Below are 14,666 nucleotides of genomic sequence, written 5' to 3'. Positions count from 1 at the left end.
GACCGCGCGTGATCCGGCCGACAACCGGCCGTGATCCGGCCGACAACCGGCCGAGAACCGGCTGAGGGGCCGGGACCGCTGTCACGACGACAGCGGTCCCGGCCCCTCGGTGTTCGTCCGGGTGCTCAGTACCGGTACGGCTCGTACACGTCCATGCAGGCACCCTCGTCCGCGCCGTTGATGGCCTCCGCGCTCTCGGGCAGGTCGCCCGCCTCCGGAGTGGACTGCTTCGGGTAGGCCGTGCCCTCCCGCCAGTCGCTGCCGATGGTCAGCGTGGTGGTGACGGCGTCGGCCACGGCACGCACCTGACCGGCCGGCACCCCGACGGCCTTGGCCACGGAGAGGGCGTTCGCGCGGCCCTGTGCCCCTGAACCCTTCGGATACGTCACCTGTGTCCGCGAGCTGGGATCGGTCTGCCCGCTCGCGGTGGCCTTGGTGAATCCTTTGTCCTGCAGGGCGCCCGCGATCGCCGACGCCCTGCTGCCCACCGGAGCCAGCTCGCTGTCGTCGCCCGCCGTGCCGTTGACGACGGTGACCGCGAGGCCCTCCGCGGGCGCCGCCACTGGACCGGTGCTCGTCGCCTCCGGGCCGGCGGAAGCGGAACCGCTCTTGCCGTCCGCACCGCCCTTGCCGCCCTTGCCGCCTTTGTCGAAGGGCACGTCGTTACGGACCATCGACCACAGCTTGTCCGCGTCCGTGGGCTCGGGGACCAGGTGGTTGAGGTTGGTCGGGTCCGTCACGGTGGGCATGGTCGTCATCGTGAACCGGTCGGTCGGCACGGACTTGAGCTTCATTCCCAGGTCGTACAGCTTCTTGACCGTACCGATCTCCTCGGACACGTCCAGGGACTCGGTGGCCGCCTCGGCCAGGCCCATCAGCCGTCCGCTGTCCGTGAAGGCGTTCTGGCCCTTCAGCGTGCGGATCATCGAGTTCATGTACATGTGCTGGGCCTTGGCCCGGCCCAGGTCGCTCCGGAAGGCGTGCCGGGTGCGCAGCCACTCCAGGGCCTGCTTGCCCTGGACCTTCTTGCTGCCGGCCTTCAGCTTCAGACCGGAACCGCCGGGGACACCCGGCAGCGGACGGTCCCACACGTTCTGCTTCACGCAGACCTCGACGCCGCCGACGGCGTCGGCCATCTTCACCACGCCGCCGAAGTCGACCATCATCCAGTGATCGATGTAGACACCGGTGAGGTTCTGCCAGGTGGCCAGGGTGCAGCCGGCCCCGCCGCGCTGCAGCGACATGTTGATGATGTTGTTCGTCTCCGGGTACGTCTCCCCGGTCTCGGGGTCCTCGCACTCGGGGATCTTCACCCGGGTGTCCCGCGGGATGCTCACGACGGACGCGTTCTTGCGGTCCGCGGAGACGTGCACCAGCATCTGCACGTCGGCCAGCGGCTTGCTGCCCCGCTGGTCCTTGCTGCCGCCGAGCTTCACGTTCTCGTCCGAGTTGCGGCTGTCGGAGCCGATCAACAGGATGTTCAGCGGGGTCTGGCCGGCCGCGTTGGGATCGGCCTTCTTGACGCCGGACGCACCGCTGTTGCGCTTGCCCTTGTCGATGTTGCCGTTGAGATGACGGTAGTAGAGGTATCCGGCGCCGGCCGTCCCGAGTATCAGTACCGCCAGGACCAGCGCGAACCACCGGAGTATTCGACGGGGGCCGCCGTCCCGCCGACCGCCCGGTCTGCCGCTCTCCCCGCCGTCGTCGCCCGCGCTCCCGCCCGACGCCGACCGTGCGGTCCGCGCCGCCCGCGACCGCGCGGCGTCGTTCCCGCTACCGCTCCCGCCCTGGCCCCCGCTTCCGCCCCCGTCAGCACGTTCACCGCGCTCCTTCTCCTGCGAGACACGTGGGCGAGCCCCCTCCCCACGCACACTGCTCTGCGTCATTGTCCCCTGCCTCCCCACCCCTGCGCCTGACACAGGTCCGTCCTACGTCCTGTCAGACGTAGGACGGATCCGTTTGGTCACTTACTTGGCGCACTCAACCTTGTCGGCTGTGGACTTCTCGACGTCGTCCGGCGCCGTCGACGGAGCGGTCAGAGAGGTCCCGGCCTCTTCGAAGTCCAGACCCAGGGTCAGCGTGATCGCAGGAAGACCCTGGGAGTTGGTCACGCTCTTGCCCGGTTTCATGGCCGCCCCGGACAGGCCCATGAGTTCGGCGAGCCTGCGTGCCTGATCGGCCTGGTCGGGAGCGTACTCGACCGTGGTCTTCTTCAGCGTCGCCTCGGCGTTGCCCGCGTTCTCGGACTTGGTCACGCCTTCTTCGAGCTGCAGCCAGTTGAGGGTCTCCTGCGCGGAACCCGACTTGGCGCCGCCGTTGAGGATCCGGACGCGGACGTCCGCGGGGTCGGCCTTGGTGCCCTTGAGCCGGGCGGCCACCTCGGCCTTCTCCTTCTTCTCCTTCTGCTTCACGGCGGTGAGCGACACGTCGTTCTTGATCAGCGAGAACAGCGACTTGGCCTTGGTCTCCTGGAGGACGACCGTCGCCTTGACCGTCTTCTCGGCGGGGTTGTCGAGCACCGGCACCGTGGTGAAGGACAGGTTCTTGGTGGGGAACTTGCCCAGCTCCATGCCCAGGTCGCGGAGCTTGGTGATGCTGCTGATCTTCGAGTCGACGGTCAGTGCCTCGGTGCCCGCCTCCGCCAGCTTCAGGAGCTTGGTCGGACTGGTGAGCGTGTCGTTCGACTTCAGCTTGCGCATCAGGGCGCTGAGGAACTGCTGCTGGAGCTCGATCCGGCTGAGGTCGCCGCCGAGGCCCACGGTGTGGCGGGTGCGGACGAACGCGAGCGCTTCCTCACCCTGGATGGTGTGCTTGCCCTCGGACAGCTTGAGCTTGGAGTCCGGGTCGTCGATGTCCTTGGCGAGACAGACCTCGACGCCGTCGACCGCCGTGGTCAGTGTCTTGACCGCGTTGAAGTCGGCGATCATGAAGTGGTCCATCGTGATGCCGGTCAGCTCGGTGACGGTGCGCATCGTGCAGCTCGGCGTGCGGCCCTCCTGGCCCAGACTCTCGTTGAAGCGCGTGTTCGCCGTGCCCGGGATGATCTTGGTGGATCCGTCGTCCTGGGTGGTCGGGCAGTCCGGGATGTCGGTGATCAGGTCACGCGGAATGCTCATCGCGGTGGCGTTCGTGCGGTCCTTGGAGACATGCAGCAACACCGTGGTGTCCGCGTGCCCGGGGCTTTCCGAGTCGCCGTAACCGGCGTTTCCCGCACCGGTGCGCTTGTCCGTGCCCACCAACAGGACGTTGATCGCCCGGTCCTTGCTGAAACCGCCGGTGCCCGCGCCGTCGTCGGAGACGGACGTGATGTTGCCGTTGAGATGCCTCCAGTAGAGGTATCCCGCCGAACTCACCCCGACCAGCAGGAAAGCCATCGTGGCGCCCGTCCAGACCACTATCTTCTTGGCCTTCGACTTCTTGGGGCGGCCCTTGCGGCGACCGGGCTGAGGGTCCTGCGGCGTGCGTCGTCTGCGCGGTCCGGGCACGCCGGGATCCGGCGCCTCCTCGGGTGTCCCCTTCCGCTCCCGGCCGGGAGCGGTGCGTCCGCGCGGTGGTGCGGCGTCGCCCGCCGTTCTGCGCGAGCGGGGACCTGGGACCGGTGATTGCGGTGCGGAATCCTGCAGTCGCAATTCGTAGTCACCGGTGTCCGGATTGAGTACCCACTGGTCTGCGGGGTCGATATCGTCCGCCCGCTCACGGCCTTGCGCGTCCACGGTTGCTTGAGTCCTCCGTCGGGGCCACGCGGCGCCTTTCCCCCTCAAAAGACGCTCGGTCACTCGGTCCTGCAGTACGCGGCCGCCAGGACAAACCTCGTGGCCGGGCGCACCGGATCGCTCACACTAGCCGCCCGGATCCGCGTCGAGCGACGGCGGTGACACATTCCACGTCCCTACAAGCGGGCAATCCGCCCAATTCTTTGAACGCACGTTCCCCGTCTTGGTGCGCCCTTTACTCAAAGACGTGTTCGAGCCCTAATGGCAGGCGTCCTCGGCGGCGGTGTTCCCCCGGAAAGTCGGCGCGGGAGTCGGCGGGGTGGTGGGTGCGGGCGAGGGTTCGGCGAGCCGCTTTTCGTCCGATGTGCGGTCTTCCGTACCGGACTCGCGCCCGGAAACCCCTTCTTGTCCTTCTGGGTCGCCTCGACCCTCTTGCCCCTGATCGTCCGGCCGATAGCGCTCGAAGTCGTACGAATAGCCGTGCTTGTCCCGGCCGTCGGCCGATTCGGTGCCGCTCCTCTTTGCGCCGGAATCCGCCGGAACTTCCCTGGCGACCTCCAACGGGGCGTCCCTGCGCAGCCGTTCGAAGAGTTTCTCCGCCTCGGGTTCCACGAGCTGGTCGCGATTGGCGTCGCGGGCGTACGACTCCCTCGGGACGGTAAGGAATTGCACACGTTCCGTGGGGATGTTGCGCATACCGCGCACCAGGTCGTACAGACCGCGCAGGTTCGCCAGTCCGGGGTCGGTGGTGAGGGACGACGTCGCTGCGTCCAGCACGGGATAGAGCTTCACCGGATTGAGCAGTACGTCATTGCTGCGCACCTTGTTGACGAGGGCGCCCAGGAACCGCTGCTGACGGTCCATCCGGTCGGTGTCGCTGCCGTCTCCGATGGTCTTGCGGACGCGCACGTAGCCGAGGGCCTGCTCGCCGTCGAGCTTCACCTTGCCCGCCGGCAACCGCAGTTTGGCGGCGGGATCGTCGATCGGCTCCTTCAGGCACACCTCGACGCCGTCGACCGCTTCGACCATGTCCTTGAAGCCGTGGAAGTCCACCACCATGTGATGGTCGACGCGGATGCCGGTCAGCTTCTCGACGGTACGGATCGTGCAGGCCGGACCGCCGCTCTGGAAGGCGTAGTTGAACATCGAGAACACGGGCGAGGTGCGGGTGCCGTCCGGTCCCCGGCAGCTCGGTATGTCCACCATCAGGTCGCGGGGGAGCGAGACGGCGGTCGCGCTGCGCCGGTTCGCTGCGAGGTGCAGCAGGATGGTGGTGTCGGAGCGTTCGGTGCCGGAGTCCCTGCCGTACTCGCGGTTCCCGTCCCCGGACCGGGAGTCCGACCCGACCAGCAGGATGTTCTGGGCGTCGCGCACCAGCGCGGTGGGGCGTTCCTTCTCGTACCGGCGCAGTTCGGCGGCCGTGTCGTCGTCCGAGGTGATGTTGGAGTTCAGCTTCTCGTACACCGCCCAGCCGGCTCCCGCGGCGGCGACGAGGGCCACGGCGACGCCGGCCCCGGTGTACCGCAGCCATCGGCGGCGGCGCCGGGCGACACCGGCCGGGGTGGGGCTCGCGCCCGCGCCGGGCCCGGCGGTGCCCGCGCCCTGACCGGGCGTGCCGTCGGTCCCGCCGTCGCTGCCGCTCACGCCCCAGTCCGCCCCTCCTGTCGTACGAACCTGCCCCTATGACCATGACCCGGCCGGGGGCGGGGGGCTTCGGGGGATGGGCCGAACGGGGGACGGCGACGGTTGTGGCTGTGGCTGTGGTGGGGGTGGGGCGGGGGGTCGTTCGTCGGGCGCGGGCCGCCTGTGGCTGGTCGCGCGGTTCCTCGCGCCCCTGGAAGCAGTGGGTGGCTCAGCGGGCCGTCGACGTGACCCGTTCGCTCTCGACGCGCTTGGCCACCCCGTCCTCCCCGAGCCGGTCGAGGTTCCGGCACAGCACCACGGACCCCCCGGCGGCCAGCGGAGCGTAGAGCCCCGCGCTCAACCCCTCCCACGTCCCATAAGGCAGCGCGGACAACAGCCGGGACCCCGGCCCCGTCAGCCCGAGCGCCCCCGCGTCCCCACGGGCCCGCTCGACGACCTCCGCCCCCGTCAGCTCCGCCCCGGCCACGACCAGCGCGGCCCCCTCCGGATCCACCGCCCCGTACGGCCGGAAGACGTCCCCCTGACCGGGAACCTCGACCGCGTAGTCCGCGTACCCGGCCGGCGCCTGCGCGAAGCGACGTCCCAGCGGCGCGAGCGACAGCGCCACCCGCTCCCCGGAACAGGCGAGCCCGGCCTCGAACTCCCCTGGCCCGGCGACCACATGGTCGGCGGCACCGGCGTCACCCCCGACGTCCGCGACCACCCCCACGGAGGAACACGCGAGCAGCCACACCGCCGTCTGCCAGTGCGCGGGCAGCAGCAGGGCCACCCGCTCACCGGGCTCGGCGCCCAGTTCGTCCTGGAGCAGATTGGCGGTCTTGGCCACCCAATTGGCGAAGGTGGCCACGGACAGTTCGACACGTTCGCCCGTGGCGTCGTCGTAGAAGGTCACCAGGGGGCGCGCGGGATCCGTGGCGAGCGCGGATCGCAGCAGGTCGGCAGGGGTGCGGTCGGTGGCGGTCACGGGACGCAAGCGTACGCGGGCGACCGCCGGGACGGGGGAGCGAGGGCCACCGGTTCGGCCGAGCGGGACGGACGGTCCGTCAATTCCCAGATGGACAGATAAGTGTGGATATGTTCAGGATCAGGGGCATGCGCGGACACCTTGCTTCCTCGATCGCCGTCACCTGTGCGGCCGCCCTGGCCCTTCCGCTGGCGCTGTCCTCGGACGCCGCGGCCACGTTTCTCCCGGTCGTGAGATCGGCCACCGCCGGACGGACGACCACCGAACAGACCGCCGACCGGACCACCGACCGCACGACCCGGCCCGGCCGAGCCCCCCTCGCGGCGCCCGCGGCCCCCGCGGTCCCCGGCAGCACCCAGTCCCTCCCCCTGGCCCCCCTCGCCGCGAGCACCCCCCGGACCCCGCCCTCCTCCCCCTCGCCCGCCCCCTCCCTCTCGGGCGACCGAGCGCTGCCCCCCGCGGCGGCCCCGGCGCAGGGCCTGGCCCGACGGGACGTGCGGCACTTCTCCCTCGTGGGCATCGTCTGGGACGACCCCGAGAGCGAACTCCACGGCCGCGTCCAGATCCGTACGCGCGCCGCCGGCACCACCAAGTGGTCCGCATGGCAGGACGTGGACACCCACAACCACGAGCACGCCGCCGACCCCGACACCGCGGAACGCACCTCGGGCCGGGTGCGGGGCTCCACCGCGCCCCTGTGGGTGGGGGACTCGGACGGCGTGGAGGTCAGGGTGGAAGCGGGCGCGGACGGCCGGGCGGGCGCCGACGGGAGGGCCGTCGCCGCCGAGCCCCTCCCCAAGGGCCTGCACGTCGAACTGGTCGACCCGGGCGAGGAACCCCCGCCGCAGGGCCCCGAGACGGACGTCTCGCGCGTCAACTTCCTGACCGCCGAGTCCGCGGCCGCCTCCGCCGTCAACGCCGACCTCGCGCCCCTCGGCGCCACCGAGATCCCGGCCCTGAGCGAGGAGGAGACACGGGCCGACCTGCTGGCCACCCGAGGCGAGGAGACGGACGCGACGGGCACGACGAACGCCACGGGCGTGACAGGGGCCGTCGCGGCGAACGCGGTCCAGCGGGCGAAGCCGTACATCGGCGCGCGTCCGCGCATCGTCACCCGCAAGGGCTGGGGCGCCGACGAGGGACTGCGCGAGCGGAACTTCAGCTACACGAAGACGGTGAAGGCCGCCTTCGTCCACCACAGCGCCTCGGGCAACAACTACCGCTGTGCGCAAGCCCCTTCAGTCATCCGCAGTATCTACCGCTACCACGTGAAGAGCAGTGGCTGGCGTGACATCGGCTACAACTTCCTCGTGGACAAGTGCGGAAACATCTACGAGGGGCGCGCCGGTGGCGTGGCCAAGGCGGTGATGGGCGCGCACACGCTCGGTTTCAACAGCAACAGCACGGGGATCGCCGTCCTCGGCAGTTTCGGCAGCGCGAACCCGCCCGCCGCGGCGGTGAAGGCCGTCGCCCGGCTCACGGCGTGGAAGCTCGGCCTGTACGGAGCGAACCCGCGCGGCAAGACCTACCTCAAGTCGGGAGGCGGAAATCTATACCGAAAAGGAAAGAACGTACGACTCAATGTAATCTCCGGTCACCGGGACGGGTTCGCCACCGAATGCCCGGGCAGCAAGCTCTACGCGAAGCTCGGCACGGCCCGTGCCACCTCGGCTCGCTACCAGGGACGATGAGGTCCGCGGCCGAAACACTGTTCGACCGGCCCCAGCAGGAAGCAGAGACGACAGGTGACAGAAGCGATCCTCCTGGTCGGCGGCAAGGGCACACGGCTGCGCCCCCTCACGGTGCACACGCCGAAACCGATGGTTCCGGCGGCCGGGGTACCGTTCCTCACGCACCAGCTGGCACGGGCGAGAGCGGCGGGGGTCGAGCACATCGTGCTCGCCACGTCCTACCTGGCCGAGGTCTTCGAGCCGTACTTCGGCGACGGCTCGTCGCTGGGGCTCCACATCGAGTACGTCACCGAGGCGGAACCCCTCGGCACCGGCGGCGCCATCCGCAACGTGGCCTCCCGCCTGAGATCCGGCCCCGACGAGCCCGTACTGATCTTCAACGGGGACATCCTGACGGGCCTGGACATCCGGGCCCTGGTGGACACCCACGGGTCCTCGGGCGCGGACGTCTCCCTGCACCTGACACGGGTGGCGGACCCGAGGGCGTACGGGCTGGTCCCGACGGACGACTCGGGCCGGGTGCTGGCGTTCCTCGAAAAACCGCAGACCCCCGAGGAGATCGTCACCGACCAGATCAACGCGGGCGCGTACGTCTTCCGCCGGTCGGTGATCGACTCGATACCCGTCGGCCGGCCCGTCTCGGTCGAACGGGAGACGTTCCCGGACCTGCTGGCGTCCGGGGCCCACCTCCAGGGCATGGTCGACTCCACGTACTGGCTGGACCTCGGCACTCCCCAGGCCTTCGTACGCGGCTCCGCGGACCTGGTCCTGGGCAAGGCGCCCTCCCCGGCGGTCCCGGGCCGCCACGGCGACCGGCTGGTCCTGCCGACGGCGTCGGTCGCCTCCGACGCGAAACTGACCGGCGGCACGGTCGTCGGCAGCGGCGCGGTGGTGGGGGAGGGGGCGCGCATCCGCGGCAGCGCGATCCTGGCGGACGCGGTCGTGGAACCGGGGGTGGTCATCACGGACTCCCTGGTGGGGGCCCGTGCGCGGGTGGGCGCGCGCTCGATCCTCACGGGGGTGGTGGTGGGCGACGGGGCGACGGTGGGCCCGGACAACGAACTCCGGGAGGGCGTACGGGTCTGGTGCGACGCCCGCATACCGGGGGCGTCGCTGCGGTTCTCTTCCGACCAGTGATCTGCGCAGTTCCCCGCGCCTCTACGACCTCAGCCCGTCCGGCGTTCGAGGACGAGGCCGGTCAGGCCGGTGGGGGGTCTGGGGGCGGAGCCCCCAGGGACGGGACGGGTAGGGGCGGGTAGGGGCGGCGGGGGCGAAAAAGCCCTCCCGACCGAAGAGGCCGTACCGGGCGCGGCTCACAGCCGCCCGATGTCCCCGCGAGGCATTCGCGGCTGCCGCCGAGCAGGCGCCCGCCCGCTCAACAGAATGAGCCGAGCGGCCCGATGCCGCTGCCCCGCGTACGGCTCCAGCAACTCCAGCATCACGGAGTCGTCCGCGTCCCGGTCACCCGCCAGGGCGTACCCGACGATCCCGGGAAGATGCAGGTCCCCGACCGTCACCGCGTCCGCCGCCCCATGACTGCGCTGCACGACCTCCGCCGAGGTCCACGGCCCGACCCCGGACACCACCTCGAACCGCTCCCGCGCGGCCACCGGGTCGAGCGCCACGGCCTCCTCCATCCGCCGAGCCACCCGCACGGCCCGCAGGATCGTGGACGCCCGCTTGTCGTCGACCCCCGCGCGATGCCACTCCCACGAGGGAATCAGCGACCAGACCCGCGGCTCGGGCATGACGAACATGGGCCCGCCCCCGTGCCCCACGGGTCCGGGCCCGGGAGCGGGTACGCCGTACTTCCGTACGAGCAGCCGCCAGGCCCGGTACGCCTCGTCCGTGGTGACCTTCTGTTCCAGCACCGACGGGATCAACGACTCCAGCACCAGCCCGGTACGCGTCAGCCGCAGTCCGGGCCGTCGATGCCAGGCCGCCGCGACCACCCGGTGCCGGGGTTCGAAGACCCCGGGGTCGTCCGACTCGCCGAGCATCAAAGGGAGTGCGTCAAGCAGCCACTCGGCCCCGGGCCCCCAGGCCTCCCCCTGTACGACGCCGCCGCGGGCGGACACCCGCAGGGTCCCGGGCCCGACCGGGGTGAGGCTGGCCCGCCACACGGACCCGTCCGCGGTCGCACGGAAGGTGGGATCGGCGGGGCCCCGCCGCAACGGCCCGAGCACGAGCCCCAGATCGAGCGGCCAGGGCGGCGCCCAACTCCGCGTACGCCCGGTCTGCCCGGTCCGCCCAGCCCGAGGGACGGGCACGTCGACATGCCCACCACGCACGGTCGTACGCGTGGGCCGCTGCTCGAAGCGTCCGGCCACGAAGAAGATCCTGAGGGTAAGAGGCAGTCAAGAGGTAGTGAGGCAGTGGAGGCAGTTGAGGTAGTGGAGAAGGTAGTAAGGAGCAGAGGGTCACCGCACCTCGATGAAAGCCCCCGCATCCCGCGCGGGCCGTGCCGCCGGCTCCTCGGCCGCGTGCCCGACGGCGACGGCCCCCATGGGATCCCAGCCCGCCGGCAGCGCGAGCACGTCCCGGACGACGTCCCGGCAGAACATCGTCGACGACACCCACGCCGACCCGAGCCGCTCCCCGGCGAGCGCGACCAGGAAGTTCTGCACCCCGGCGCCCGCGGCGACCACGAACATCTCCCGCTCGGCCCCGTCACGCCGGGCGTCGCCGTACGTGTGGGACCCGTCCATGACGAGACACGGCACGACCAGATACGGGGCCTTGCGCAGCACGTCACCCCGGCGCACCCGCTTGGCGACGGACTCCGCGCTCTTCCCGTCCCGCTCCAGGTCGGCGATCCAGGCGTCCCGCATGGCGTCGAGGAGCCGCGTGCGCGACTCGGCCGTCTCCAGGAGGACGAAGCGCCACGGCGTCGTGTGGTGCGGGGCGGGCGCCGTCACCGCGGCGGTCACCGCACGGCGTACGGCACCGGGGTCGACCGGCTCGTCGGTGAAGGCCCGTACGGTACGGCGCTGGGTGACGGCCTCCCGGACGGCCTCGGAGGTGCCGAGCCGGAACATGTCGTCGCGGGCACCCCTGACCATGCCCCGGGTTCCTTCGTCCGGGGTGTCCGGGCTGTCCGGGCCGCCCGTGTGCACCACGTGGGAGAGCCCGCGCACGACGGCGACCGGTAGCCCGGTGGCCTTGCCCTTGACCAGGTCCCCGGCGCCGGCGAGTTCGTCGGCGGTGGCGACGACGGTGGAGCCCAGCGGATTGCCGTGCGCGTCCGTGCCGCCCCGCAGGTCGTCGAGCACGAGCACGCCGGCCGCCCCGATGGCGACATCGGTGAGCCCGGTCCGCCAGGGCCGCCCGAAGGTGTCCGTGACGACGACTCCGACCTCGACCCCGAGCGCGTCCCGCAGGCCGTCCCGGATCGCCCGCGCCGAGGCGTCGGGGTCCTCGGGCAGCAGGAGCACGGTCCCGGCGGGGGTGTTGGAGGCGTCCACCCCGGCGGCGGCCATCACGAGCCCCTGCCGGTTCTCCACGATCCGCAGCGGTCCGCGCCGGGCCACGACCCGTACGGTCTCGGCGTCGATGGCGGCCTCCCGGTCCACCGCCTCGACGACGCGGCCCTCGGCCTTGGACACGATCTTCGAGGTGACCAGCAGCACATCACCGTCCAGGAGCCCGGCCCCGGCCTCAGTCCCGGTCTCCGCCCCGGCGACGGCACCGGCGATCAGCTTGGCGAGGTCGTCCCCCGGCCGGATCTCGGGCAGTCCGGGCAGCGCCCAGACCCGATAGCCGGGCGCCCGCGCCGCCGACTCGCCCTTCGCCGTCCCTGCCGTCCCCGTACTCCGGCGCGTCTCGTCGCTCAAGCGTCCCGCACCTCCTCCGCCAGCGTCAGCGCCGCGCGGGCCATCTCGGCCGTCGCGGCGAGGTCGGTCATCATCAGCGGGACGGCCCGGCACCGGATGCCCGCCTCGGTGACCCGGTCCACGATCCCGGCGTCCACCGTGTCGACCAGCCAGCCGTCGAGGAGGCCCGAGCCGTAGTGCTCGGCGACCGCCGCGGCGGTGGACTCGACGCCGACGGCCGCGAGGACCTTGTCGGCCATGCCGCGCACGGGCGCGTCCCCGACGATGGGGGAGAGGCCGACCACCGGCACCCCGGCCTCGGCGATCGCCTCCCGGATGCCCGGCACGGACAGGATCGTGCCGACGGACACGACGGGGTTGGACGGCGGGAAGAGGATGACGTCCGCCGAGGCGATGGCCTCCAGCACCCCGGGCGCCGGTTTGGCCTGATCCGCGCCCACGGGCACCACGGCGTGCGCGTCCACGGAGGCCCGCAGCCGGACCCAGTACTCCTGGAAGTGGACGGCCTTGCGCTCGCCGTCGACCTCGACGGCCACATGGGTCTCGACCCGGTCGTCGGACATGGGGATCAGCCGGACGCCCGGCTTCCAGCGGTCGCACAGTGCCTGTGTGACGGCGCTGAGCGGATATCCGGCGCTCAGCATCTGCGTACGCACGATGTGTGTCGCGAAGTCCCGGTCGCCCAGACCGAACCAGGAGGGCCCCGCGCCGTACGCCGCCAGCTCCTCCTTGAGGTGGAACGTCTCGTCGGCCCGTCCCCAGCCCTGCTCCTCGTTGATACCGCCGCCGAGCGTGTACATCACCGTGTCGAGGTCCGGGCAGACCTTCAGCCCGAAGAGGTGGATGTCGTCCCCGGTGTTGCCGATGACGGTGATGTCCGCGTCCGGCGCGGCCTGCTGGAGACCACGCAGGAACCGGGCACCGCCGATGCCGCCTGCCAGAACCACAATGCGCATGGCATGCAGTCTCGCAGGCGGCTACGACAACGCGTCAGCCGGTTACGAGACCTCGGCCACCGAGCACCGGACGCCAGGGGTGCCCTCGGCCGGACGGAGCCGGGGCTGCCCGGCCGGCCGGGACTCCGGATCCTCCCGGCCCGCCGGAGCGTCCCGGCCCTGCTGGGCCAGGGTCTGGGTCTGGGCCTGGGGAAGCATCGGCATCTCCGTCAGCCCGGGGTGGTACACGTGCAGGCTCACGGCCGGTTCGAGCGCGTCGTTGACGACCTCGTGCACATAACCGGGTGCGAACACCCGCTGAGCGCCCGCGCCCAGGGCGCGCGTGCCCCGCTCGGTGCGCTCGGTCAGTGCGCCCTCCAGGACGGTGAGTACGCCGGAGGAGGGCCCGTGGTCGTGCGGTCCGCTGCCCTGCCCGGGGACCCAGGACAGCAGCCACACCTCGTAGCCGGGGCCGGTGTGCAGCCGGTGGTACCAGCGGGCGGTGGCGTCGTAGCGGACGAGGTGGGCCCACCGGGAGCGGTCGGCCGCGATGGAGCGGGCGAGGCCGGCGAACTCGGCCACCGTGGCCGGATGCTCACGCGGTGCCTGGAGGAGGTGCGGTACTTCGAGGATGTCGCCGGCGATCTGGAGGTCGCTGTCGCTGTTCATGGAGTGCGGTGGATTCCTCGGCGGAGAGAGTGCTGAAGGTCTGGATGTCACGTACCGGCGGCCCGGGTCACGGGCGTGAGGTGTGCCCTGGATACGGGCGAAGGGGACCAGCGACCGGTCTCAGTGGACTCGGCGGCAGCGGGAGCGCGGTGAGCTCAACAGCTGCGACAGCAACAGCTACAGCGAACGTGGACAGCACCGTGGGACCCGGCGGTGCGGGTCGAGGTGGATGCCGAGTTCGCGAGCATGCCCACCAGCACACCGGTTCACACCCGCAGTGTCAACTTGACGCTCCGAATGTGGCCGATCTTTCACCTCATCAGGGCCACCTCGAAGGCGAAAGGTTTGTGCAGGCGGTTGTCGGGACACATGGCGCACAACCGGGCGCACGAGCCGCGGCGCGACCCGGCGAGCCGTGGGAATCCCGTGGGAATCAGTGATCCGGATCCCGTGGGATTCCGTGATCCGGACGGGATCAGGTTCGCTTCGTCGGTCGGGTCGGAACGAGATCGAACTCCTGGGCGTCTTCCTCTGTACAAGTCCCGTGCGGAGTCGACTCCCACCGGGTCCCGTTCGGCTGTCAGTGTTTATACCGATTTGAACACTTTCCGCAAAGCCTTGGTTCCGCAGAGTGAATAAGGGACCCAATAGCAGATCTCGGCTTGACTGGCCCGGATCGGCACACTTGTAATTTCACTCGTGTCGTTCAGCCGAAATCGGTGGCGGCAGCATCACGGGGACGCGAGACGGACGAGGGGCGCACATGACCGAGCTGTTTCAGGAACTGCTGGTCGACGAGGCCGAAGAGGAGCTCGGCTGGCAGGAGCGGGCGCTCTGCGCGCAGACCGACCCCGAGTCCTTTTTCCCCGAGAAGGGCGGCTCCACCCGCGAGGCGAAGAAAGTCTGCCTCGCCTGCGAGGTCCGCTCGGAATGCCTTGAATACGCCCTCGCCAACGACGAGCGCTTCGGTATCTGGGGCGGTCTGTCCGAGCGGGAGCGGCGCCGGCTGAAGAAGGCCGCCGTCTGAAGAGCGTCGCTGTCCGGCTGAAAGAGGGTCGCCGCCCGGGAGCCGCGTCATGGGTCCTGTGTGGTGATACGTGACGACAGATGGTGCTACGTCACGAACGGCCTGTCGCAGGTGGGTTGTCCACAGGCGGCGGGCCGCTCCGTTGTCCAGCCGTTAGTGTGGGCCTCCGTCCGAGACGCCCCACGGTCCT

The 14,666-nt window shown here is 70.9% G+C and carries 11 protein-coding genes; 3 read left to right on the top strand and 8 right to left on the bottom strand.

Annotated elements, in window-relative coordinates:
* Positions 1 to 125: 125 nt before the first annotated feature.
* The 4 genes from ACLVWQ_RS37790 to ACLVWQ_RS37775 form a co-directional block, all read right to left on the bottom strand.
* Positions 126 to 1,886 (bottom strand): LCP family protein, encoded by a 1,761-nt coding sequence (locus ACLVWQ_RS37790; protein WP_414113825.1) that lies wholly within the window; start codon positions 1,884 to 1,886, stop codon positions 126 to 128.
* An 81-nt stretch (positions 1,887 to 1,967) separates the two neighbouring features.
* Complete coding sequence (locus ACLVWQ_RS37785; protein WP_414113824.1) at positions 1,968 to 3,713, bottom strand: LCP family protein; 1,746 nt, start codon at positions 3,711 to 3,713, stop codon at positions 1,968 to 1,970.
* Positions 3,714 to 3,971: 258 nt separating this feature from the next.
* Entirely contained in the window at positions 3,972 to 5,357 is a 1,386-nt protein-coding gene (locus tag ACLVWQ_RS37780) for an LCP family protein (protein ID WP_414113823.1), read from the bottom strand.
* 208 nt (positions 5,358 to 5,565) lie between these two features.
* Complete coding sequence (locus tag ACLVWQ_RS37775; protein ID WP_414113822.1) at positions 5,566 to 6,321, bottom strand: TIGR03089 family protein; 756 nt, start codon at positions 6,319 to 6,321, stop codon at positions 5,566 to 5,568.
* Positions 6,322 to 6,449: 128 nt separating this feature from the next.
* Here ACLVWQ_RS37775 and ACLVWQ_RS37770 point away from each other — a divergent pair, with 128 nt between their 5' ends.
* On the top strand, positions 6,450 to 8,012 hold the full coding sequence (locus ACLVWQ_RS37770) for a peptidoglycan recognition protein (protein WP_414113821.1): 1,563 nt from the start codon (positions 6,450 to 6,452) through the stop codon (positions 8,010 to 8,012).
* Between the two features lie 54 nt (positions 8,013 to 8,066).
* Positions 8,067 to 9,149 (top strand): sugar phosphate nucleotidyltransferase, encoded by a 1,083-nt coding sequence (locus ACLVWQ_RS37765; protein ID WP_414113820.1) that lies wholly within the window; start codon positions 8,067 to 8,069, stop codon positions 9,147 to 9,149.
* Between the two features lie 176 nt (positions 9,150 to 9,325).
* Here ACLVWQ_RS37765 and ACLVWQ_RS37760 read toward each other — a convergent pair whose 3' ends face one another.
* From ACLVWQ_RS37760 to ACLVWQ_RS37745, 4 genes are all read right to left on the bottom strand, one after another.
* Positions 9,326 to 10,342, bottom strand: coding sequence for a DNA-3-methyladenine glycosylase family protein (locus ACLVWQ_RS37760; protein ID WP_414113819.1), 1,017 nt, complete (start codon positions 10,340 to 10,342; stop codon positions 9,326 to 9,328).
* 90 nt (positions 10,343 to 10,432) lie between these two features.
* Complete coding sequence (locus ACLVWQ_RS37755) at positions 10,433 to 11,845, bottom strand: coenzyme F420-0:L-glutamate ligase (protein ID WP_414113818.1); 1,413 nt, start codon at positions 11,843 to 11,845, stop codon at positions 10,433 to 10,435.
* On the bottom strand, positions 11,842 to 12,801 hold the full coding sequence (gene cofD / locus ACLVWQ_RS37750; RefSeq protein WP_414113817.1) for a 2-phospho-L-lactate transferase: 960 nt from the start codon (positions 12,799 to 12,801) through the stop codon (positions 11,842 to 11,844). The genes ACLVWQ_RS37755 and cofD overlap by 4 nt, the downstream gene beginning before the upstream one ends.
* A gap of 42 nt (positions 12,802 to 12,843) precedes the next feature.
* Positions 12,844 to 13,449: a cysteine dioxygenase gene (locus ACLVWQ_RS37745; protein ID WP_414113816.1), complete on the bottom strand. Its 606-nt coding sequence runs from the start codon at positions 13,447 to 13,449 to the stop codon at positions 12,844 to 12,846.
* 763 nt (positions 13,450 to 14,212) lie between these two features.
* Here ACLVWQ_RS37745 and ACLVWQ_RS37740 point away from each other — a divergent pair.
* Complete coding sequence (locus ACLVWQ_RS37740; protein ID WP_053723761.1) at positions 14,213 to 14,476, top strand: WhiB family transcriptional regulator; 264 nt, start codon at positions 14,213 to 14,215, stop codon at positions 14,474 to 14,476.
* Positions 14,477 to 14,666 lie beyond the last annotated feature (190 nt).

Source organism: Streptomyces sp. CWNU-52B, from assembly GCF_047444975.1.
Lineage (GTDB): Bacteria > Actinomycetota > Actinomycetes > Streptomycetales > Streptomycetaceae > Streptomyces.
Note: the sequence above shows the minus strand (reverse complement) of the source record. Positions and strands in the feature narration are given on the sequence as shown.